A 19,682-nucleotide genomic window follows, 5' to 3' on the forward strand; every position below is an offset into this window, starting at 1 on the left:
CCCTCAAGGCCCCGGAAACGTCGCCCGCCAGCGGCGCAGGAAAGTCTCGCGGGTCAGGCCGTCGAGGGCAACCATGAGGGCCGGTGACAGGCCTATCGGGCGCAGCGCCGTTGAGCTGAGGCTCTCCCCCTCATTGCCGTCTTCCGCTTCCAGCAGCGGGCTGATCAGCAGCGCTGTCCTGAGCGCAAGGGTGCCTTCCGGCGACAGCAGGAAATCCAGAAACGCTTCCGCCAGCGGCTTTTGCCGGGCCTCTTTCGGGATCATCAAGGCGCGCGAGAGAACCAGGGTATAATCGGACGGCAGCACGATGCCGATCCGCTCGTCCTGCTGCTGATAGCCCTGCGCGTAGGAGCCGAGCACATTGTAGGCGATCAGATATTGCCCCTCGGCAACGCCCCGGATGATATCCGCCGAACAGCAGGTGGAAATCGCCCGCGTCCGCCCGAAAGATTCCTGCAGCGCGCCAAAGGTGGACGCCTCCTGGGCGTCGGCAAAGGCGAAGAGATAGCCGAGACCGGATTCCTCGATGTCATAGGTCGCGACCCGCCCCGCGTATCGGGTGTCCGAAGGCCGCAGCAGATCCAGAAGATCGAAGCGCGTCTGCGGAATGTCGCCCTGGGGAACGAGATCGCGGTTATAGACCATGACCGCAGGTTCCCGGGTAATGCCCCACAGCTCGTTCCGCCACCTGAGCGCGCCCGGCAACTCTTCCGTCAGCCGCGAACGGTAACTGCTCGCACAAGCTTCGTTGACGAGCTGCACCATCTGGTGAACAGCCGAGCTGATGACGATATCCGCGCCCGGCTGATTGCTGTGGCAGTCGCGCCGCGACAGCCGGTAGAGTTCATTGGAGCCCCATTGCTCGTAACGCAACCGGACGGTCGGACGCGTTTGCAGAAACGTTTCCACCACCGGTTCGAAGATTGCGATGTCGGTCGTGGATCTCAGCACAAGGACTTGCCCGGCGTCCTCGGGCCCGAAGTCGGCCACCATTTCCTGTGCGGCGGCCGGACCACAATTCAGCAGCACGAGAATTCCGGCCAGAAGAATTCGCAAGGACGGGGTCATCGTCATCATGCAGTCCTCGCCGGCGCGACTTCAAACAGCAAGGCGGCGCGGAACTGCTCCCGGTCCGTCGGTTCCAGAACGAGTTCGCCGTCGAAAGATACAGCGACCGAATGGGCGATCGCCAGCCCGAGCCCGGAACTCGCCTGCCGGGCAAGCCCACCCCTGTTGAACCTGGAACCGAGTTCGTCCAGCGTCTGCCGGTCCGGCCCCTCCCCCGCGTCTTCCACCCAGATCACGGCCTTGCCATCATTCAGTGACGCCCCGATCCGGACCGGAGCCCGGCCGTGTTTGAGAGCGTTGCTCAAAAGGTTCTTCAGCGCCTCCTTCAGCGACGGCGCGTCCGCCAGCACCTCCACGGGGTTCTCCCCGATATCGAGAACCACATCCATCTCAGGATTGAGCACCGCATGGTCGCCTTCCTCGAAGACGTCCAGCGCAATGTCGCGCAGGTCCACCCGCTCCCTGCGCGCACTGTCGCCGCGATGAATGACCAGCGCCTGGCTCAGCATCTGGTCGAGTAGCCGACCAAGCCCGGCCGAGCGGGTCTGTATCCGTTCGACGATCTTCTCCTTGCGGGAAAGATCGACCTCATCGGAAAAAAGATCCGCCTGCGCCCGCAGCGCCGCGACAGGTGTCCTGAGCTGGTGCGCCGTGTCGGAGATCAGATGACGCATCGAGTTCATCTGCCGGTCGAGCCGCGCCATGAAACCGTTCAGCGCGTTGATCATGACGGCGGTTTCCCGGGGAACAGCGGTATCCATGGGGGTGAGGTCATGGGGATCGCGCGCCGACAGGCTGCCGGCGATCCTTTCCAATGGTGTCAGCACGGAGCGTACGACCACCACCGCGAGCAGGATCATCGCCAGGCCGGAGACGGCCAGCACGTAGAGCGCCTTGCGCGTGATGTCATAGGCCATCGAATTGCGCGCCAGCATCGTCTGTCCGACGATGACCCTGATCGTGCCGTTGAGCGTGCGCTCGGCAAAGCGGCGGGAGACGATGGCATAGCGCCCCGGTTCGCCGAAAAATGCCCCGTCGAAATAGCCGTCCCGCAGATCGCGGCGGTTTTCCGGCAGCGCGATCTCCTCATAGCCGGTGAGCGTCGTGCCGTCGGGTCCGATTATGCGGTAGCCGATCCGATCGTCGGGCGCGAATGCCAGAAGCTCGAACGCCGAGACGGGAAGCTCGATCACCGGTTTTCCATCCTGAACGGTTATTGCCGAGGCGATATCGCTGGCAGCACCGAGCAGCAACCGGTCAAAGGCGCTGCGGGCCGCTTCACGTCCATAGGCAAAGGCCGCGATGGAAACGATGACGCCGCCGATGACCAGCAGCACCGCCACACCGAGGGCAACGCGTGCGGTAAGCGACGTCATTTCCAGTCTGCGCATCAGCTCAGGCATCGGCATCCAGCTTGTAGCCAAGTCCTCTCTGGGTTTCGATCTTGACCGAGCAGCCGGCAAGTTTCTTGCGCAACCTGGCAATATAAAGCTCCAGCGCATTCATGCCGACATCCGTGTCCTGAAAGCTGAAGACACCATCGAACAAACGTTCCTTGCTGACCGTCTTGCCCCGGTTTCGGACCAGGATTTCCAGGAGCGAGAACTCCCGGCGGGTCAGGTCGATCGGACTGTCGTCCTGCCTGACGACCCGGGCCGAGGCGTTGAAGGTCAGATTGCCGAGCGTTAGCTCCTCCGCCTTGTCATTCTGTTCCCTGCGATAGAGCGCCCGGATGCGCGCTTCCAGTTCCCTGTGATCGAATGGCTTGACGAGATAGTCGTCGGCACCGGAGTTCAGCGACGAGACCCGGTCGTCGACGGAAAATTCCGCCGTCAGCATCAGCACCGGCGTGCGGTCGCCGGCCGCCCGCATCTCCTTCAGGAGCTCCGTTCCGAGCCCGTCCGGCAGATTGATGTCAAGAACGATCACGTCATAACGCTGCACTTCAACACAGGCCCTTGCCTGTTCCAGCGTTTTGGCCAGGTCGCAGGCGACGCCCGACCTTTCAAGCCGAATCATGATCGCTTCCGCCATGTCGAATGTGTCTTCAACGAGCAAAAGACGCACGGATAAAGTCCTCCCCCGTTCTGTCATGCCCCGGCTTTCCGCCCCATGCAAGCAATCCTGCACCATGACAGGTTGGTGACAGGGTTCGGCGCTAGGCTCGCTCCACATCCGCGGGGAGGACCCGCTTGTGCGGTCTCGCGGATATCAAGGGCAACCCAAAAGCCTGGCTCATGTGGAGGAAACACATCATGGCATTCAAATCGACCCGCCTTCTTCTGGCGGCGGCCTTTCTTGGCGCGTCTGCATTCGGCGTATCCGCAGCCGATTTCAAACCGGAAAATCCGGAATGTATCGCACCGGCTAATCCGGGCGGCGGCTGGGACTTCACCTGCCGTCAGGTCGGCAAGTCCCTGCAGGACCAGAAACTGCTCGACAGCACGGTACAGGTTGTCAACCTGGCCGGTGGCGGCGGTGGTGTCGCCTTCGCCGAAGTCGTCAACAAGCGCGATGACGACAACGATCTCATCGTGGCGGCCTCTGCGGCAACCGCAACCCGTCTGGCACAGGGCGCCTACCCGGGCAACACCATGGACCAGGTCCGCTGGCTTGCTGCCGTGGGTGCGGACTACGGTGTGATCGCCGTTGCCGCCGACAGCCCGGTCAATACGCTGCCCGAGCTGCTCGACCAGATCAAGAATGATCCGAGCTCGGTGTCCGTTGCAGGCGGCTCCGCCGTCGGCGGCTGGGACCACCTGAAAGTGCTGATCGCGGCCAACGCCTACGGCATCGATGACGTGCGCTCCGTGAAGTACATCGCCTTCGATGGCGGCGGCGAAGCGGTAACCCAGCTTCTCGCCGGTTCGGTTCAAGCCTTCACCGGCGATATCTCCGAAGCCAAGGGTTTCGTCGACAGCGGCGACATCAAGGTGATCGCGGTTCTGGCTCCCGAGCGTCTTCCCGGTGAATTCGAGGTCTTCCCGACCGCGAAAGAACAGGGCATCGACGCCATCGGCGCAAACTGGCGCGGTTTCTATGCACCGGGCAACATGTCGGACGATGCCTATAATGCCTGGGTCGGCATGATCGGCGATCTTTACGCCAGCGAAGAATGGAAAGGCGTGATGGCCGCCAACGGCCTGGCGCCGCTCGATCTGCAGGGCGAGGAATTCCAGAAGTTCGTCGCGAACTCTGTCGCCCAGATCCAGAAAATTTCCAAAGAGATCGGCATCATTAAATAACAGCTGCCCCATCGGTCTCTCGGGCGGGGGCGCATGTCGTGTGCCCCCGCTCCATTCCCGGCAAGAGCCATCCGCGTATTTTAATGCACCATCCCTGCTTTGAGCCGGGCCCGTGGCCTGGCTTCTCAAGAAGATGGCAGTGTTGCTTGCCGGCTTTTTCAAGGGCACCGTCGAAGTGCCTAGGGCGTAAACTCATAAATGAAGATGAAATGGTTTCAGGCGTCTGCCGTACCCCGGCTGGGACCGCCGTTAGGAAAGTAACAATGAGCGACCGCATTTTTGGCGCGGTCGGGCTGATCCTCGCGCTGGGATATGCCTGGGCCGCACTTATCATCGAAGAAAGCTTTCTCTCCGACGCCGTCGGCCCGAAAGCTTTTCCCCTGATCATCGCGGCGGTCCTGGGCCTGTCGTCCCTGGTGATCTTCTTCAAGCCCGACACCGCGCCGCACTGGCCCGCGCTGCCGCGTCTGATGGAGGTCGGCGCCGCTATCCTGGTGATGGTCCTCTACGCGATCCTGCTTCCGGAGCTCGGCTTCGTCATCGCCACCGCACTCGCCGCCACCTACCTGACCTGGCGTCTCGGCACCAGACCGCTCTCCTCGGTCGTCTCCGGATGCCTGACATCGCTCGGCATCTATGCGGTCTTCCACCTTGTCCTCGGCCTCTCGCTGGCCCGTGGCCCTCTCGGCTTTTAACGGAGCGCTCCCATGGAAACCCTCTCTTCTCTGGCCGACGGCTTCGTGATCGCCCTCACCTGGCAGAACCTGCTACTGGCCCTTCTCGGCTGTTTTCTCGGCACCATGATGGGCGCCCTGCCCGGCCTCGGCCCTTCCAACGGCGTTGCCATCCTGATCCCCCTGGCCTTCACGCTCGGGCTCGGTGCCACCCCGTCGCTGATCCTTCTGACCTCGGTCTATTACGGCGCCATGTATGGTGGCCGCATTTCGTCGATCCTCCTGAACATCCCCGGTGACGAACCGGCGATGATGACCTGCCTCGACGGTTATCCGATGGCCAAGAAGGGCCGCGCGGGCGAGGCCCTGTCGCTCTCCGGCATCGCCTCCTTCGTCGGCGCGTTTCTGGCGACATGGGGGCTGATCCTGCTGGCACCGCAGCTCGTCAAGATCGCCCTGCTGTTCGGCCCGGCGGAGTATTTCGCTCTCTTCACCCTGGCCTTTGCGACCCTCGGGGGCGTTGCCTCCACCAATCAGGCCAAGACCGCTTTTGCAGCCGCGCTCGGCATCGGTCTTGCCACCGTGGGCGTCGATACCCAGACAGGCGTGCCGCGCTTCACCTTCGGCGAAGTGCATCTTTATGACGGCATCGACTTCCTGGTGGCGATTGTCGGCCTCTTCGCCCTGTCCGAGGTCTTCCTGTTTCTGGAACACCGGCACGGCAACGCCGACGCCAGCGGCCACAAGGTCACCGTCGGCCGCCTGATGCCGAGCTGGTCCCTGCTCAAGTCCTGCACCCCGACCATGCTGCGCTCGAGCTTCCTCGGCTTCCTCGCCGGCGTTCTGCCCGGCGCGGGCGCCTCGCTGGGCTCGTTCATTGCCTATACGTTCGAAAAGAAGCTGGTGGACAAGGAAGGCACCTTCGGCACCGGCGATCCGCGCGGCGTCGCGGCGCCCGAAGCAGGGAACAACGCAGCTGCAGGCGGTGCCCTGGTTCCGATGCTCGCCCTCGGCGTTCCCGGTTCCGGCACCACGGCCGTCCTGCTGGCCGTTCTTCTGGCCCTCAACATCACCCCCGGCCCGCTGCTCTTCACACAACAGCCGGACGTCGTCTGGGGCCTGATCGCGGCCCTCTTCATCGCCAACGTCATGCTGCTCCTGATGAACATTCCGATGATCGGCCTGTTCACCCGCGTCCTGCTGATCCCGCCGCGCATCCTGATGCCCATTGTGGCGATGGTCAGCTTCGTCGGGATCTACGGGATCTCCGGATCGTCCTTCGACCTTCTGGTGATGGTCGGCTTCGGCGTCCTGGGCTGGGTGTTGCGCAAGCTCGACGTGCCGCTGGTGCCGATCATTCTGGGAACCCTGCTCGGCAACGCCATGGAGAACAATCTCCGCCGCGCGATCACCATCGACAACGGCGACTGGTTCGCACTGATCGACAGCCCGCTCTCGATCGGTCTGTGGACCCTCGCAGTCATCGGCTTCCTGCTGCCGATCATCTTCGGCAAGGTCGTGAAAGCCCGCATGCGTCACATGGCGAAGGACGAAGAAGGCTCGACGATCGATTAAAGACTTCGACCCGGATCGAAGCGCCCGCCAGTCAATGCCGACTGGCGGGCTTTTTTTGTTCAGATCACAGCCAGGCGCGGCCCGGGGACAGACGCCTTTCCAGCTTGACCGCTCACCTCTTTCTCACAGGATCGTCACCCGCGCCGCCTTCAATTTTATTTCAAAGTGATCGCGATCGGCCCCACGTATCGGCAGCTACAGTATTCACTCCCTGAAGAGGTGACGCCGTCATGACTACGATCCCTTCCGAAGCCCGTCTGGCGCGCAGCGTTCCGGCTGTCAATTTCAGCACGCTTGGCCTGATGTTCATTTCCGGTTTCTTTGCCACCATTGCCTTTGACCTGTGGGGACAGATCCTCAGTCCCGCACTCGGCTTCGCCACGCTGTCCCCGCATGGTCTGGCCCGCAGCCTGCTCGGCAGCCTGGGTCTGCCCGCCAGTGATTTTGCCGGCTATTTCGTCCACTTCTATGTCGTCGGCCTGATCGGCTATCCCATCGGCTGGCTGTTCGTGTTCGCACCGCTCTGGCAGCGCGTGATCGGCAATACCCACTGGCTGCTGCCCTCCGCAATCTACGGCTTCGGTCTGTGGGTCTTTGCCATCGGTGGCATCACGACGGTTGCCGGCCTGCCGTTCTTCCTGAACTTCAGCGGCATTACCTGGGTCGCGCTGGTCGGCCACGTGCTCTATGGCATCGTTCTGGTCGCGGTTCTCAAACTGATCGAGCGTCAACAGAGCGCCTGATCACCGCGAACAACCTGCTCTCAATCGAGACACCCGCCCGCCCAAGAGGCGGGCGGGTGTCTCATCCCGTGAATACTGTTTTACATTCCTGCGGTCTGGCGAAGACTGCCGGACACGTCAGTCGCGCGGGCTCCGCATCCGGTCAAAGGCTTCCGCGATGTTCCGGTTCAGCTCCGCGTGGATATCGGCGCGCAAACGATGGTTGCCGTCGGAACACAGCTCATCCGTCTCGCCGATGGATTTCATGAATTCGGCTGCCCCTTCCGCGCAAACCGGCAGGAAGCTGAAATGCACGGCGTCCTCTATGAAAGTATGGGTCGCATCAGGCGCAAGACCGGCAAGTCCGTCAGCCTTGACCGAAACCGGCACTGTGTCCGGATTGCCCAGGTTGATGACATGCAGGGAACTGCGGATACCGGCGAAGCTTGCCTCGTCATATGCCAGGGCGAGAGACGGATCGACGAGTACGGTGGCTCTGACACGCGGGTCGAGATTGGACTGCTCGAACCGTTCCTTGTCGACCGAGCGCAAGTCCAATACGTCGACATCGATGGCTTCCCGATTCCTGTAGCCCCTGCCGCCGGCGAACCACACGCAATCCGCCATGTCCGGATAGGTCTCGCAATAGCGGGCATAGGCTTCGAGATCCGCACGGGCACCGGCAAGTTCCAGCGCCGCCGCGCCCCCGAGAGAGAACCCGAGAACACCTATCCTGTCCGCCGCAATCACCTTGCCCCAGGCGGGATCGGCCAGCAACGCCGAGATCACGTTCGACAGGTCGTCGGTGCGCTCCCAGAGTTTCGGCGTGTCCTCAGGTGTGGAATCCCCGCTGGTCGTGCCGGGGTGATTTGGACCGGCGACGACGAACCCCTTCTCGGCGAGCCTCGTTGCCACCCAGCTCATCTTGTGGATCGATGCGCCCGACCCGTGCGAGAAGACGATGAGCGGATAGCTGCCCGGCCTGAGCGGCGCATCCGCGAAGGCTTCCGTGCCCTCGAAAATCCTGTCCGCACCGACCGCAACGACCTCGCCGGGGGCATCTGCCGGATACCAGACCGTGACATCAAGATCCCCGCCGCGCGCCGGCGACGCTATGCTGATCTGCCTGACACCGACGCCCTTGGCGTGTTCTTGCTCTACCCCGTTGGGGGACTTTTTCGGCGCCTCGTTTCCGGCATTGGACTGGGTGGCCAGTCCGGCGGCCAGGATCAACGACCCTAAAATGACTTTGGCTTTCATGACATCTCCTGCAAGTGGTGGTGAACTGCGGACAGTTTTGCTAACGGTTCCACAAAGGGCGTCCTGAATCGCGTTCCAGTCATCCTGGAACGCGATCGAGGACGCGCCGCTCACCAGCGCTTCAGGTCCATCGTCTTGATATTCGTGCCTCTGCCTTTCGTCTTCGCCCTGCTGCTGTGGTTTCTGTTCGCCTATCTGCTGCGCAGCAGAGGTGCCTTGTCGACAAAGCCCTTCCTGATGCTGATCGGCCTGTGCGCTATTCAATCCATCGTCATCGGCCTGCGCTGGGGCTATGGCATCGCCGAGCTGCGCTTTGTCCTTCCTGTCCTGGCAGTCGCACTTCCCCCGCTTATCTACGAGTGCTTTCGGGGTCTGGCGGATGAAGCGCAAACAAGCCGCATCCGGCTCGCTGCGGCGCCACTCGCAGCCCTTGCCGTTGTCGTCCTGTTTCTTGTTCAGCCGTTGCTGATCGACATTGCGATCGTCGCTCTTTTTATCGGATACGCCCTGGCGCTCCTGAAGCTTGCCCACGCCGGTCCGGACGGTCTCGATCTGGCGCGGCTGGAAAGCGCTGGATCCGCCTACCGGGCGATGATCCTGGCGGCCGCCTGCCTCTTCCTGTCCGCCTTGTTCGATATCCTGATCCTGCTGGACTTCCAGTGGACCAGCGGAGAGAACGCCGCAATCCTCGTCAGCAACGCCAATCTGTTCACATTGCTGCTGATCGGACTTGCAGCTTCCGTGGCCGCCCGCAGCCAGACCGGACAGGAAGACCAGACAGGATCCCGAAGCGCGCGCCCCTCACCCCAGACCGTCTCCACCGCTGAAGATGCCGACATCCTCGAGCGCGTCGACGCCCTGATGCGGGAGGCAAAGCTTTTCAGGGACGAAAACCTGAACCTTTCGCGGCTGGCACGACGCGCCGGACTGCCCGCCCGGCAGGTCTCCGGCGCGATCAACCGCACCACCGGCGGGAACGTCTCCCGTTACGTGAATGATTTCCGGATCGGCGAAGTCTGCCGGATACTGACCGAGGAAGACACCACCATCACGGCCGCCATGTATGAGGCCGGTTTTGCGACCAAATCCAACTTCAACAAGGAGTTCCAGCGCGTCACCGGCCAGAGCCCGGACGCCTGGCGGAAGTCGGCTCGGGCATCGGATGCAGCCGCGACCTGACACTGAAGTCTGATCAAGCACCCCGCGCCCGTCCTGCAGTCACAGCCAAAAAAATCCCGGCTCAGGCAATACCTGGCCGGGACTGTTCTTGAGCACCTGGTGCGGTAATCAGACCGTGCCGCTTTGCGCCTTGTCGAAGATTTCCAGCGCGCCATCCTTTGTCAGCGGAACCGGGTTGCCGCCGGCAGTCGGGTCGACAATGGCCATCTCGGCTATCAGGTCACGTTTGCTGTCGTCCACCTTGAGACCGGCCAGCGTATGCGGCACACCGAGGTCCTCGCGCAGTTTCAGGACGGTCTCCAGAACACCCTGGTAACCACCCGCAATTCCGAGAAACCCGGCAAGCCGCTCGAACTTCTGCTCGATGGCCGGACGGTTGAACTGCAGCACATAGGGCATGAACACAGCGTTGGTCATGCCGTGATGGGTGTCATAGAGCGCACCGACCGGGTGCGACAGCGAATGGATCGCACCCAGGCCCTTCTGGAAGGCGACCGCGCCCATGGCGGCCGCACTCATCAGGTGGCCCCGCGCTTCCAGGTCAGCGCCGTCGGCAACAACCTTCGGAAGGTTTTCCAGAACCAGCCGGATGCCTTCCAGCGCGATGCCCTCGGACATCGGGTGATACATCGGTGCGGAATAGGCCTCCAGGCAGTGGGCCAGAGCGTCCATACCCGTACCGACGGTGATGAAGCGCGGCATGCCGACCGTCAGTTCCGGGTCGCAGATGACGGTGGCCGGCAGCATCTTCGGATGAAAGATCACCTTCTTGGTGTGGGTCGCCTCGTTGGTGACGACGCCTGCCCTTCCGACTTCCGACCCGGTGCCCGCCGTTGTCGGCACCGCGACGATCGGCGCGATACCGGCCGGATCGGCCCGGGACCACCAGTCGCCAATATCCTCGAAATCCCAGATCGGCCGGCTCTGCCCGGACATGAAGGCAATCAGCTTGCCCGCATCGAGCCCCGAGCCACCGCCAAACGCAATCACACCATCATGGCCACCGGCCTTGTAGGCCGCGACCCCGGCGGAAATATTGCTGTCGACCGGGTTCGGTTTGACGTCTGAAAAGACCGCGGCCTTGAGGCCCGCTGCTTCAAGGCTCGCAATCGCCTCGGCGACCATCGGCAGGGCGGCAAGCCCCGGATCGGTGACCAGCAGCGGATTGGCCATGCCTGCGGCCTTGACTGCGTCGGGCAGTTCCCTGATGCGGCCGGCGCCGAAACGGACGGAGGTGGGGTAGGACCAGTTGACGGAAGGAAGTGCGCTCATGTGTGTCTCGTGGGTTGAACGTTTGTAAGCAGAACTGGGCCTTTCCCAGTCAATTCGTCAGTTTTCTGCACCGCGTTCCGGCAAACACCCCCTCTCCCCCCTTGAGGGGGAGATGTCCGTGAAACGGACAGAGGGGGGCAGCGGCGGTGCGTCATATTCCAGATCTCGTTGTGCCGGAAGGCTGTCCCCCCCCTCTGTCTCCTGACGGAGACATCTCCCCCTCAAGGGGGGAGAAAGGAGCAAGCCCGAATGCCCAGCAACAATCGCCCTCACTGAACAGAGTTTGCCCAGTCGTGATAGCCTTCCCCTCAATGCTCCACGCGGAAGTGGAAAGATTTCGGCCGGGTCAGATTGTGGAAGCCGATCTCCGACAGGGCGGCGCCTTTTCCGGTATCCTTGACACCGGTCCACACCAGAGCCGGATCGAGATAGTCGCAGCGATTCATGAAGACCGTGCCGGTCTCGGCCCTGTCGCCGATCTGAGCAGCAGCATTGACATCCTCTGTCCAGATCGATGCGGTCAGACCATAAGGACTGTCGTTCATGAGCTGCAGGGCTTCCTCGTCGTCCCTGACCTTCATGATGCCGACCACCGGACCGAAGCTTTCCTCGCGCATCACAGACATCTGGTGATTGACATTCGTCAGCACCTGCGGCGCGAGGTAAGGCGTTCCTTCCCTGTTTTCGGCAAATTTCGACGTGTCGATATGTGCCTTCGCGCCCTTGCGCAGGGCTTCCTGGGTCTGCTCGCGCACCCAGTCGGCAAAGCGCGTCTGGGCCATGGGGCCGAGCGTCGTGGCTTCGTCCAGCGGGTTGCCCAGTTTGTACTGACTGGTCAGATCGACGAAACCGTCGACGAAGCGATCGTAGAGGCTTTCGTGCACATAGACGCGCTCGATGCCGCAGCAGCACTGGCCGGAATTGAAGAAGGCCCCGTCCACCAGGTTGCCGATCGCATAGTCGAGATCGGCATCCGCGCGTACATAGGCCGGATCCTTGCCGCCGAGCTCCAGCCCGAGCGTTGCGAAAGTACCGGCCAGGGCCTTTTCGATTGCGCGGCCGCCGCCGACGGAGCCGGTGAAATTGACATGGTCGATCACGCCCGAGCCAAGCAGCTTTTCTGTGCCGGCGTGGGTCAGGACAATATTCTGGAAGACGCCCTTCGGCAAACCTGCCATCTCGAACGCCTTGGCGAGACGTTCGCCGACAAGAAGCGTCTGCGCGGCATGTTTGAGAACGATCACGTTGCCCGCCATCAGCGCCGGCATGATTGTGTTGATCGCCGTCATGAACGGATAGTTCCAGGGTGCGATCACCATGACGATGCCCAGTGGCACGCGCTTCAGATAGCGCTTGAAGCCCGGCTTGTCGGTGCGTTCGATATCAGCTAGTGCTTCTGCAGCGGTGCGTGCGCAATATTCCGTGCGCTCGATCGTTCCGCCGAGCTCACCACCGTAACGGGTCGGACGACCCATCTGCCAGGCCAGTTCCTGAACGACCTCGTCGTTCATGGACTTCAGTGCCTCGAGCGCCTTTTCACAATAGGCGACCCGTTCCGCAATCGGCAGAGCCGCCCAACCGGGCTGCGCCGTGCGTGCCGCCGAAACCACCTTTTCGACCGCAGCCCCATCGAGGGCAGGCCGTTCCGCATAGACCGATCCGTCAACCGGCGAGATCAGCTTGATCACATCAGACATTTTGAAGACCTCTATCGCGCCTCATGAAGCGCATTTCGTTTAGTGTGGTTCCAGAACCCGAACATCGTCGTGAGAAAGCGCGCGATCGTTGCCACCCGGCAAGGGGCCTGCAAGGCTTTCCGCGCCGCAATTCTCCCCTTACGCCCGCTCGAAGCCGCGCGCAATTTCATAATCCGTGACCGCCCGGTCGAATTCCTCGATTTCCCATTCAGCGGCGCGCGCATAGTGATCGATCACCTGATCGGAAAAGGTTTCGCGCAGGAATTTCGATTTGCGCAAAGTCTCGCGTGCCTCTCGCAAGCTCTGCGGAATTTCCTTCGCGCGCCGAGCCTCATAGACATCCCCGGTCGCCGGCGGATCGAGCGGAAGTTTTTCTTCAATCCCCTTGAGCCCGGCCGCAATCTGGACGGCAAGCGCAAGATAGGGATTGAGATCCGACCCGCCAATGCGGCATTCGATCCTGAGGGCCTTCGTACCTTCCCCGCACAGGCGGAAGCCCGCCGTACGATTGTCGATCGACCAGATGGTCTTCGTCGGCGCGAATGTGCCTTTCTGGAACCGCTTGTAGCTGTTGATGTAGGGCGCCAGGAAATAGGTGTAGTCGGGCGCGTATTTGATCAGCCCGGCAACATAGTGGCGCATCGTCTCCGACATGCCGTATTCGCCCTTGGCGTCGCAAAAGACGTTGTTGCCGTCCTTGTCGAACAGCGACTGGTGCACATGCGAGGAAGACCCGACCTTGTCATGCCGCCACTTTGCCAGGAAGGACGCGGAGCGGCCCTTGGCCCAGGCGATTTCCTTGACCGCATGCTTGGCGATGGTGTGATATTCGGCCGTGTCTAGAGCCGGCGCGTATTTGATGTTGAGCTCTTCCTGGCCCGCCTCCGCCTCGCCCTTGGTGTTCTCCACCGGGATACCCGCGTCGAAGAGACAATTGCGCACCGGGCGCATGACGTCCTCTTCCTTGGTGGTCTGCAGGATATGGTAATCCTCGTTGTAACCGGAGATCGGCTCCAGATCGCGGAAGCCGCCCTTGCGCATGTCTTCCAGGCTTTTCTCGAACAGGAAGAACTCCAGTTCGGTTGCCATGACCGGCGTCAGGCCGAGCGCGTCCATGCGGGCAACCTGCGCCTTGAGCATCGCCCGCGGGGAATGCGGCACGTCGGCGTGCGTATGGTGGTCCTGCACGTCGCAGATCACCATGGCCGTTCCTTCCAGCCACGGCACCATCCGCAGGGTGGCAAGATCCGGTTTCATGACGTAGTCGCCATAGCCGCCCGACCAGCTTGTCGCGGCATAGCCTTCGACCGTGTACATCTCCAGATCGGTGGCCAGCAGGTAGTTGCAGCAATGGGTCTCGTTATATGCGCTGTCGACGAAATGCCGGGCATGAAACCGCTTGCCCATCAGCCGCCCCTGCATGTCGACGATGCAGGTCAGCACCGTGTCGATTTCGCCCGAGGAGACGAGGGATTTCAACGCATCGAAGGTCAGGTTGCCTGGCATTTCTTAAGTCCGTGTTGAGCGGGTCTTGTATCGTTATAATCCGGAAAATCCGATCCGGAGCATTGAACTCCGGATCGGTAAGTGCGGGTATGCCGTCCTGTGGGGGACGGCATACCCGGGCCGTTATCAGCTGTAGCGGTAAGGCCGTCCAGCCTTCTGCATGTCCTGATTGTACTGCTTGAAGATCTCCACGACCTTCGCCTTGACCGGCGACTCTGCAGCGATCTCGTCCCAGAAGGCCATCGCGGCAGCTTCGACCGTTTCCCACTCGGCATCCGGAATGGTGGTCAGTTCCATCTTGGTGCCGTTGACGCGCAGGTTGGCTTCGCCGCCCCAGTACCACCACTGACGATAATAATGCGACGCGTCCATGGCGAGCTGCAGCATGGTCTTCAGGTGATCGGGAAGTTCGTTCCAGCGTTCCTGATTGGCGAAGAACGAGCCCGCCCATGCGCCCGAGATGTTGTTGGTCAGGAAGTAGTTGGTCACATCCGCCCAGCCGACGGTGTAATCCTCGGTGATGCCGGACCAGGCAATACCGTCGAGCTCGCCGGTCTGAACCGCAACCTCGATGTCTTCCCATGGCAGCGTGACGGGCACGACACCGAACTGGCTCATGAAACGGCCGGCGGTCGGGAAGGTGAAGACGCGCTTGCCTTCCAGATCCTTCAGCGAGCGGATCGGGTCCTTGGTGGCGAAGTGGCACGGATCCCACGAACCGGCGGAGATGTGCTTGACGCCGACCTTGGCGTATTCCTCTTCCCAGATCTCCTTCAGGCCGTACTGGTTGAACAGCACCGGCACGTCGAGGGAGTAGCGGGAGGCGAACGGGAAGTAGCCGCCGAAGACGGTGACTTCGGTCGGAGACGCCATGCTGTCGTCGTCGGACTGCACCGCGTCGATGGTGCCCTGCTGCATTGCGCGGAACAGTTCACCGGTCGGAACCAGCTGATCGGCGGTATAAAGCTCGATTACCATCTCGCCGTTCGCCGCCTTGTTGAAGGCATCGATATGCGGCTTGATCACATGCTCGGCAAGAGCCGGGCCCGCGTAGGTCTGCAGGCGCCATTTGATCGGCGACTGGCCATGGACGGCCGGAGCCGCGAGAGTGGTGGCACCTGCGGCGGCAACAGTGCCGACACCGGCTTTTTTGAGAAAATCACGTCTGTTGGTCATATTGAGTTCCCCTTGTGTCATTCAAAAATTCTGGCAACCCGGCCGGTTCCCGGCTCAGATCCGGCTGCCCTTCAACTCCGTTTTCTCCGGATGTTGTTTTTATTGTCCCCCATATCGAACCTATTTGCCGTAGATCATGTCAGGCAACCAGAGCGCGATTTGCGGAAAGGTCATCACCAGCACCAGCGCCAGGATCATCACCAGCACGAACGGCGTGATCGAGCCGTAGATGTCGCGCATGGAAATGCTCGGAGGCGCCATCGCCCGCATCAAGAAGAGATTGTAACCGAATGGCGGCGTCATGTAGGCGATCTGCGTCGTGATCGTGTAGAGCACGCCGTACCAGATCAGCACGTCGCCCGCGGGCATGCCCAGATCGAGCGTCGCCACCAGCGGTACATAGAGCGGCGCGACGATCACCAGCATGGCCGTATCGTCAAGAAAGGTGCCCATCACCAGGAAGGACAGCTGCATCAGGATGAGGATCATCCAAGGTGACAGACCGAGCTGCTCGGTGAACAGGCTCTCGATGGCCTTGACCGCGCCCAGCCCGTCAAACACCGCGCCGAAGCCGAGCGCCGCCAGGATGATCCACATGAACATGCAGGAAATGCCGAGCGTGTTCTTCATGCACCGGATCAGGATGTCCAGGGTCATGCGCCGTTTGATAACGGCGGCCAGCAGTGCGGTCAGCGCGCCGATGGCGGAACTCTCCACCAGGCTCGTCCAGCCGTTGACGAAGGGCACCATCATGGTCGCGAAGATTGCGATCGGCAGGATGCCGGCCAGAAGAAGGTGGTATTTTTCGCCGCTCGAGGACTCGCGCTCCTCCTCGCTCAGCGCCGGCCCCAGTTCGGGGTTCATCTTGCAGCGAACGGCGATATAGACGATGAACATCGCCGCCATCATCAGGCCGGGCACCACACCTGCTAGCCAGAGCTGACCGACGGGCGCCCGCGCGATCATAGCGTAAAGCACCAGCACCACGGAGGGTGGCACAAGTATGCCCAGGGACGACCCGGCCTGGATCACCCCCGTGACCATGCGCTTGTCGTATTTTCGTTTCAACAGTTCGGGCAGTGCGATGGTTGCGCCGATCGCCATACCGGCCACCGAAAGCCCGTTCATGGCGGAGATCAGCACCATCAGCAGGATCGTGCCGATTGCCAGTCCGCCGTTTACCGGCCCCATCCAGACATGGAACATCCTGTAGAGATCGTCGGCGATCTTCGTTTCCGACAGGATATAGCCCATGAAGATGAACATCGGCAGGGTCAGCAGCGGATACCACTTCATCAGCTTCATCGCGGCCGAAAACGGAATGTCGCCGCCGCCGGTGCCCCAGAGGGCCAGGGCCGCGATGGCCGCGATACCGCCGATGGCGCCGAAGACGCGCTGCCCTGTCAGGAGCATCAGCATCATCGACGAGAACATGAGAATGGCGATCATCTCGTAGGACATCAGACCGTTTCTCCCCGAAGCACGACGACATCCTTCAGGAACTCCGAAAGCGCCTGCAGCAGCATCAGGAAGAAACCGAAAACCATGACGAATTTGACCGGCCACAGATACGGCCGCCAGGCGGTCGGACTGCGTTCGATATACCCGAGTTTTTCGCCGGCCGCTTCCGGACCGCCGGTGACGAACGCGGTGATGAGATCCCAATAGAACGCGAAGGGTTCCTTACCGAAATACCCGAGCGAATAGGCGGTCGAATTCAATGCGCCGTACAGCAGGACCCCGAGATAGAACATCAGCAGCAGCACGGTGAAAGCGTCGAACCAGGCCTTTTTCTTCACGCTCCACTCCGCATAGAACAGGTCCATGCGCACGTTGGAGCCAAGCTGGACCGAATAGGGACCGCCGAGAACGTAATAGGTGACCATGGCGAACTGCGCGACTTCCAGCGTCCACAGCGAAGGATTGAAGAACGTCTTGGAAATGGACGACCAGAGCAGGATGCCGGCCATCACGAAGATGCCCCACATGATGATCTTGCCAAGGCCCCTGTTAAAGCCGTCGACCACATGAATGTAGCAGCGCGCGGCCTTAAGCATGGGCACTCCCCCTTGCGCCGTCGAGAGTTGCCTCGACCGAATGTGCAAGCATCGGCGCCAGCATGTCAGACCAGCGGATCTCTTCTTCCGCCGTCTTCACTTCATCGTTGCGGATCTCGATCATCAGGCACGGCAGCTTCCGGTCCTCGCCGTGACGGCGGATGGTGTAATAGACGCCATCGGAAGGCGCATAGGGTTCGTTGTCGCCGACGGTCAGATCGCCCCTCGCCCTCAGTTCGCGAATAACGGGATCTGCAAGACTGCGGTCCACATCGGAAATCAGTCCGATCTCCCAGGGTCTGGCGTGGCCCTTGTAGACCGGCGTGAAGGTATGGATCGACACAACGGCGGTCGGCAGCCCACGATTGAGACGCTGATTGATGACCTTGTCGATAGCCTTGTGAAACGGTCGGTGCGCCAGGTTCAGCCGAAACTCTATCTCGGATGCCGGCAGGTCCCTGTTGCCCGCGATCTGTGTGTTTTCACTGAGGCAGGGGATCAGGTCGGGCCGGGTCTCTTCCCGGTTACAGTCGATGATCAGACGGGAGACCGTGCTTTGAACCAGCGGCGCATCAAGCGCGCGCGACAATCCCATGGCCACGCCGAGCGCGCCGGGGTCCCAGGCGATATGAGCGGTCTTGTCTGCCTGCGTGATGCCGAGAGACTGATCGTATGGCGACGGCAGAAAGTTGGAAGCATGGTCACAGACGAACACGAAGGGACCGGTTCCCTCCGCATTTTCCACTGTGACAGCGGGGGACATGCCGTCCGCCTGGGGGCGCGCTCCCATACCAAACTCCCTGAAAAATCAACGTCGGCAGGTTTGTAACATTTATTACAGTATTGCCGGTGAAGCCAAGTTCTGTAATATTTGATACGTAGATTACAGCTGCTGTCAAATGAAATTCGACGCCGCAGAAATTCTGAAATCGATCAACCTCGGACATCCGGTCGATTTCGACTGCATGTCCGTACCTTGGAAAGCCCGCCGCCATGGAACGCCCGCTTCTGGAAGAAATCCGTGACCGTCTGGAGGAATTCACGGCGACGGAAAAGAAGGCCGCTCACGCGCTTCTGGCGAACTATCCGATGCAGGGCCTGGGCACGGTCGCACAGTTCGCCGAAACGGCGGGGGTCAGTTCCCCGACCATCCTGCGCTTCATCGGCAGACTGGGATATCCGGGCTTCGCGGAGTTCCAGAAAAAGCTGCGCGGCGAGCTGGAAAACCAGCTCAATTCGCCACTGGCAAGAAGCGCACACATGGCCGATGACGGGGACGGCGACCCGCATGTCGGCCAGCTTGTGGAAAATGTGCGCGAGACCTTCGCCCATCTTCCCAAGGGCGAACTGGAGGGTCTTGTCCGGCTGCTGTCGGACGAACGCAAGACCATTCATCTGATCGGCGGCCGCTTCACCGACGGTCTGGCCCGTTACACGGCCGCGCATCTGAGGATCGTACGCTCCAACGTCAACCATGTCGCCGGCCAGCAGGGCAACTGGCTGGACCAGCTCATCGGCATCGGCCCGAAGGACGTCGTCGTGGTGTTCGACATCCGCCGATACCAGGCCGAGATCATCCAATTCGCAGAAGCCGCCGCCAAACAGGGTGCCACAGTGGCGCTCGTGACCGACAGCTGGATGTCGCCGGTCGGCCGGATCGCAAGCTATGTCCTGCCCGCCCGCGTTGCCGTGCCCTCCCCGTGGGACTCCTCCCTCGCGCTCATGGCAATTGCCGAAGTTCTGATTGCAGGTGTCACCCGCGAGAACCAGGAGCGCGCTCAGGAACGCATGCGTGCCCTCGAAAAGCTCCGCAACGAAATCGACCCGTCAACCGAAGGCCGGCGAACAGGGCCGGATATCTGAGGACCGGCAGGCCCCGGCGGCGGGTCTTGCGACAACCATTTCCACCATTGCAGCCTCAAACTGTAATTCCGCCGTCCCGGCCTTGAGCCGGGACCTGACGGCCACGCCTGATGGAAAAGGTTCCGGCTCAAGTCCGGGACAGCAACTAAGGTACGGCGCCTGTCGGCTTCAATCGACCGACGGTGTCTGTTGCAGGCCGATCCCCGGCGGCCGATTGATTGGCCGGGCATGGGAGACTCATCTATACTTGAAGGCCGGGCGCACCGGTCATCGGAGCGCTTTCTGGGTCACATGACCCCGGGAATGGAGCCAAGAGCAATTCTGAGACAAAACCATCCCTTCCCCGGATTCCGCCACCTCATACGCTCCACCCCGCGCGCGTTCCTCC

At 61.6% G+C, this 19,682-nt stretch carries 17 protein-coding genes; 6 read left to right on the top strand and 11 right to left on the bottom strand.

Annotation, left to right across the window (positions count from 1 at the left end; translation table 11 throughout):
• Positions 1 to 3: 3 nt before the first annotated feature.
• From Q1B40_RS14585 to Q1B40_RS14595, 3 genes are read right to left on the bottom strand one after another with little or no spacing between them, the layout of a single operon-like run.
• A complete protein-coding gene (locus tag Q1B40_RS14585) occupies positions 4 to 1,077 on the bottom strand; it encodes an ABC transporter substrate-binding protein (protein ID WP_299815987.1) in 1,074 nt (357 codons plus the stop codon).
• Positions 1,074 to 2,444, bottom strand: a complete 1,371-nt coding sequence (locus tag Q1B40_RS14590) for a sensor histidine kinase (RefSeq protein WP_299815989.1) — start codon at positions 2,442 to 2,444, stop codon at positions 1,074 to 1,076. Before Q1B40_RS14590 ends, Q1B40_RS14585 begins: the two co-directional genes overlap by 4 nt.
• Positions 2,445 to 2,463: 19 nt before the next feature.
• The gene (locus Q1B40_RS14595; protein ID WP_299815991.1) at positions 2,464 to 3,135 is read right to left on the bottom strand and encodes a response regulator transcription factor; all 672 of its coding nucleotides are present in this window, start codon (positions 3,133 to 3,135) and stop codon (positions 2,464 to 2,466) included.
• A gap of 188 nt (positions 3,136 to 3,323) precedes the next feature.
• Here Q1B40_RS14595 and Q1B40_RS14600 point away from each other — a divergent pair, with 188 nt between their 5' ends.
• From Q1B40_RS14600 to Q1B40_RS14615, 4 genes are all read left to right on the top strand, one after another.
• Entirely contained in the window at positions 3,324 to 4,313 is a 990-nt protein-coding gene (locus Q1B40_RS14600) for a tripartite tricarboxylate transporter substrate binding protein (RefSeq protein ID WP_299815993.1), read from the top strand.
• A 263-nt stretch (positions 4,314 to 4,576) separates the two neighbouring features.
• Positions 4,577 to 5,008: a tripartite tricarboxylate transporter TctB family protein gene (locus Q1B40_RS14605; RefSeq protein ID WP_299815995.1), complete on the top strand. Its 432-nt coding sequence runs from the start codon at positions 4,577 to 4,579 to the stop codon at positions 5,006 to 5,008.
• 12 nt (positions 5,009 to 5,020) lie between these two features.
• A complete protein-coding gene (locus Q1B40_RS14610; RefSeq protein ID WP_299815997.1) occupies positions 5,021 to 6,562 on the top strand; it encodes a tripartite tricarboxylate transporter permease in 1,542 nt (513 codons plus the stop codon).
• A gap of 230 nt (positions 6,563 to 6,792) precedes the next feature.
• Complete coding sequence (locus Q1B40_RS14615; protein ID WP_299815999.1) at positions 6,793 to 7,305, top strand: hypothetical protein; 513 nt, start codon at positions 6,793 to 6,795, stop codon at positions 7,303 to 7,305.
• A 117-nt stretch (positions 7,306 to 7,422) separates the two neighbouring features.
• On the opposite strand, the gene Q1B40_RS14620 is transcribed toward Q1B40_RS14615, so the two are convergent.
• Positions 7,423 to 8,544: an alpha/beta fold hydrolase gene (locus Q1B40_RS14620; protein ID WP_299816001.1), complete on the bottom strand. Its 1,122-nt coding sequence runs from the start codon at positions 8,542 to 8,544 to the stop codon at positions 7,423 to 7,425.
• Between the two features lie 144 nt (positions 8,545 to 8,688).
• Between Q1B40_RS14620 and Q1B40_RS14625 the strand changes: the two genes are divergently transcribed.
• Positions 8,689 to 9,723, top strand: a complete 1,035-nt coding sequence (locus Q1B40_RS14625; protein ID WP_299816542.1) for an AraC family transcriptional regulator — start codon at positions 8,689 to 8,691, stop codon at positions 9,721 to 9,723.
• A gap of 108 nt (positions 9,724 to 9,831) precedes the next feature.
• On the opposite strand, the gene Q1B40_RS14630 is transcribed toward Q1B40_RS14625, so the two are convergent.
• The 7 genes from Q1B40_RS14630 to Q1B40_RS14660 form a co-directional block, all read right to left on the bottom strand.
• Positions 9,832 to 10,995 (bottom strand): iron-containing alcohol dehydrogenase, encoded by a 1,164-nt coding sequence (locus Q1B40_RS14630; protein WP_299816003.1) that lies wholly within the window; start codon positions 10,993 to 10,995, stop codon positions 9,832 to 9,834.
• A 308-nt stretch (positions 10,996 to 11,303) separates the two neighbouring features.
• Positions 11,304 to 12,692, bottom strand: coding sequence for an aldehyde dehydrogenase family protein (locus Q1B40_RS14635; protein ID WP_299816005.1), 1,389 nt, complete (start codon positions 12,690 to 12,692; stop codon positions 11,304 to 11,306).
• Positions 12,693 to 12,830: 138 nt separating this feature from the next.
• Complete coding sequence (locus Q1B40_RS14640) at positions 12,831 to 14,198, bottom strand: glutamine synthetase family protein (protein ID WP_299816007.1); 1,368 nt, start codon at positions 14,196 to 14,198, stop codon at positions 12,831 to 12,833.
• Between the two features lie 126 nt (positions 14,199 to 14,324).
• Positions 14,325 to 15,374 carry a TRAP transporter substrate-binding protein gene (locus Q1B40_RS14645; RefSeq protein WP_299816009.1) on the bottom strand — a complete coding sequence of 350 codons (1,050 nt, stop codon included), beginning with the start codon at positions 15,372 to 15,374 and terminating at the stop codon, positions 14,325 to 14,327.
• 120 nt (positions 15,375 to 15,494) lie between these two features.
• Positions 15,495 to 16,835, bottom strand: coding sequence for a TRAP transporter large permease subunit (locus Q1B40_RS14650; protein WP_299816011.1), 1,341 nt, complete (start codon positions 16,833 to 16,835; stop codon positions 15,495 to 15,497).
• Positions 16,835 to 17,431: a TRAP transporter small permease subunit gene (locus Q1B40_RS14655; RefSeq protein WP_299816013.1), complete on the bottom strand. Its 597-nt coding sequence runs from the start codon at positions 17,429 to 17,431 to the stop codon at positions 16,835 to 16,837. Before Q1B40_RS14655 ends, Q1B40_RS14650 begins: the two co-directional genes overlap by 1 nt.
• Positions 17,424 to 18,221, bottom strand: coding sequence for an N-formylglutamate amidohydrolase (locus Q1B40_RS14660; protein ID WP_299816015.1), 798 nt, complete (start codon positions 18,219 to 18,221; stop codon positions 17,424 to 17,426). The genes Q1B40_RS14655 and Q1B40_RS14660 overlap by 8 nt, the downstream gene beginning before the upstream one ends.
• A gap of 203 nt (positions 18,222 to 18,424) precedes the next feature.
• On the opposite strand from Q1B40_RS14660, the gene Q1B40_RS14665 reads away from it, so the two are divergent.
• Positions 18,425 to 19,294, top strand: coding sequence for a MurR/RpiR family transcriptional regulator (locus tag Q1B40_RS14665; RefSeq protein WP_299816017.1), 870 nt, complete (start codon positions 18,425 to 18,427; stop codon positions 19,292 to 19,294).
• The last annotated feature ends 388 nt before the right edge of the window (positions 19,295 to 19,682 follow it).

The sequence above is a fragment of the uncultured Roseibium sp. genome (assembly GCF_947496995.1).
In the GTDB taxonomy this organism is placed as follows: Bacteria; Pseudomonadota; Alphaproteobacteria; order Rhizobiales; family Stappiaceae; genus Roseibium.

What these genes read in the sequence shown, in the direction of transcription:
- Q1B40_RS14645 (WP_299816009.1), bottom strand. Translation starts at nt 15,374, where the DNA reads ATGACCAACAGACGTGATTTTCTCAAAAAAGCCGGTGTCGGCACTGTT.
- Q1B40_RS14610 (WP_299815997.1), top strand. Translation starts at nt 5,021, where the DNA reads ATGGAAACCCTCTCTTCTCTGGCCGACGGCTTCGTGATCGCCCTCACC.
- Q1B40_RS14605 (WP_299815995.1), top strand. Translation starts at nt 4,577, where the DNA reads ATGAGCGACCGCATTTTTGGCGCGGTCGGGCTGATCCTCGCGCTGGGA.
- Q1B40_RS14640 (WP_299816007.1), bottom strand. Translation starts at nt 14,198, where the DNA reads ATGCCAGGCAACCTGACCTTCGATGCGTTGAAATCCCTCGTCTCCTCG.
- Q1B40_RS14635 (WP_299816005.1), bottom strand. Translation starts at nt 12,692, where the DNA reads ATGTCTGATGTGATCAAGCTGATCTCGCCGGTTGACGGATCGGTCTAT.
- Q1B40_RS14665 (WP_299816017.1), top strand. Translation starts at nt 18,425, where the DNA reads ATGGAACGCCCGCTTCTGGAAGAAATCCGTGACCGTCTGGAGGAATTC.
- Q1B40_RS14660 (WP_299816015.1), bottom strand. Translation starts at nt 18,221, where the DNA reads ATGGGAGCGCGCCCCCAGGCGGACGGCATGTCCCCCGCTGTCACAGTG.
- Q1B40_RS14600 (WP_299815993.1), top strand. Translation starts at nt 3,324, where the DNA reads ATGGCATTCAAATCGACCCGCCTTCTTCTGGCGGCGGCCTTTCTTGGC.
- Q1B40_RS14630 (WP_299816003.1), bottom strand. Translation starts at nt 10,995, where the DNA reads ATGAGCGCACTTCCTTCCGTCAACTGGTCCTACCCCACCTCCGTCCGT.
- Q1B40_RS14620 (WP_299816001.1), bottom strand. Translation starts at nt 8,544, where the DNA reads ATGAAAGCCAAAGTCATTTTAGGGTCGTTGATCCTGGCCGCCGGACTG.
- Q1B40_RS14615 (WP_299815999.1), top strand. Translation starts at nt 6,793, where the DNA reads ATGACTACGATCCCTTCCGAAGCCCGTCTGGCGCGCAGCGTTCCGGCT.
- Q1B40_RS14655 (WP_299816013.1), bottom strand. Translation starts at nt 17,431, where the DNA reads ATGCTTAAGGCCGCGCGCTGCTACATTCATGTGGTCGACGGCTTTAAC.
- Q1B40_RS14585 (WP_299815987.1), bottom strand. Translation starts at nt 1,077, where the DNA reads ATGATGACGATGACCCCGTCCTTGCGAATTCTTCTGGCCGGAATTCTC.
- Q1B40_RS14590 (WP_299815989.1), bottom strand. Translation starts at nt 2,444, where the DNA reads ATGACGTCGCTTACCGCACGCGTTGCCCTCGGTGTGGCGGTGCTGCTG.
- Q1B40_RS14650 (WP_299816011.1), bottom strand. Translation starts at nt 16,835, where the DNA reads ATGTCCTACGAGATGATCGCCATTCTCATGTTCTCGTCGATGATGCTG.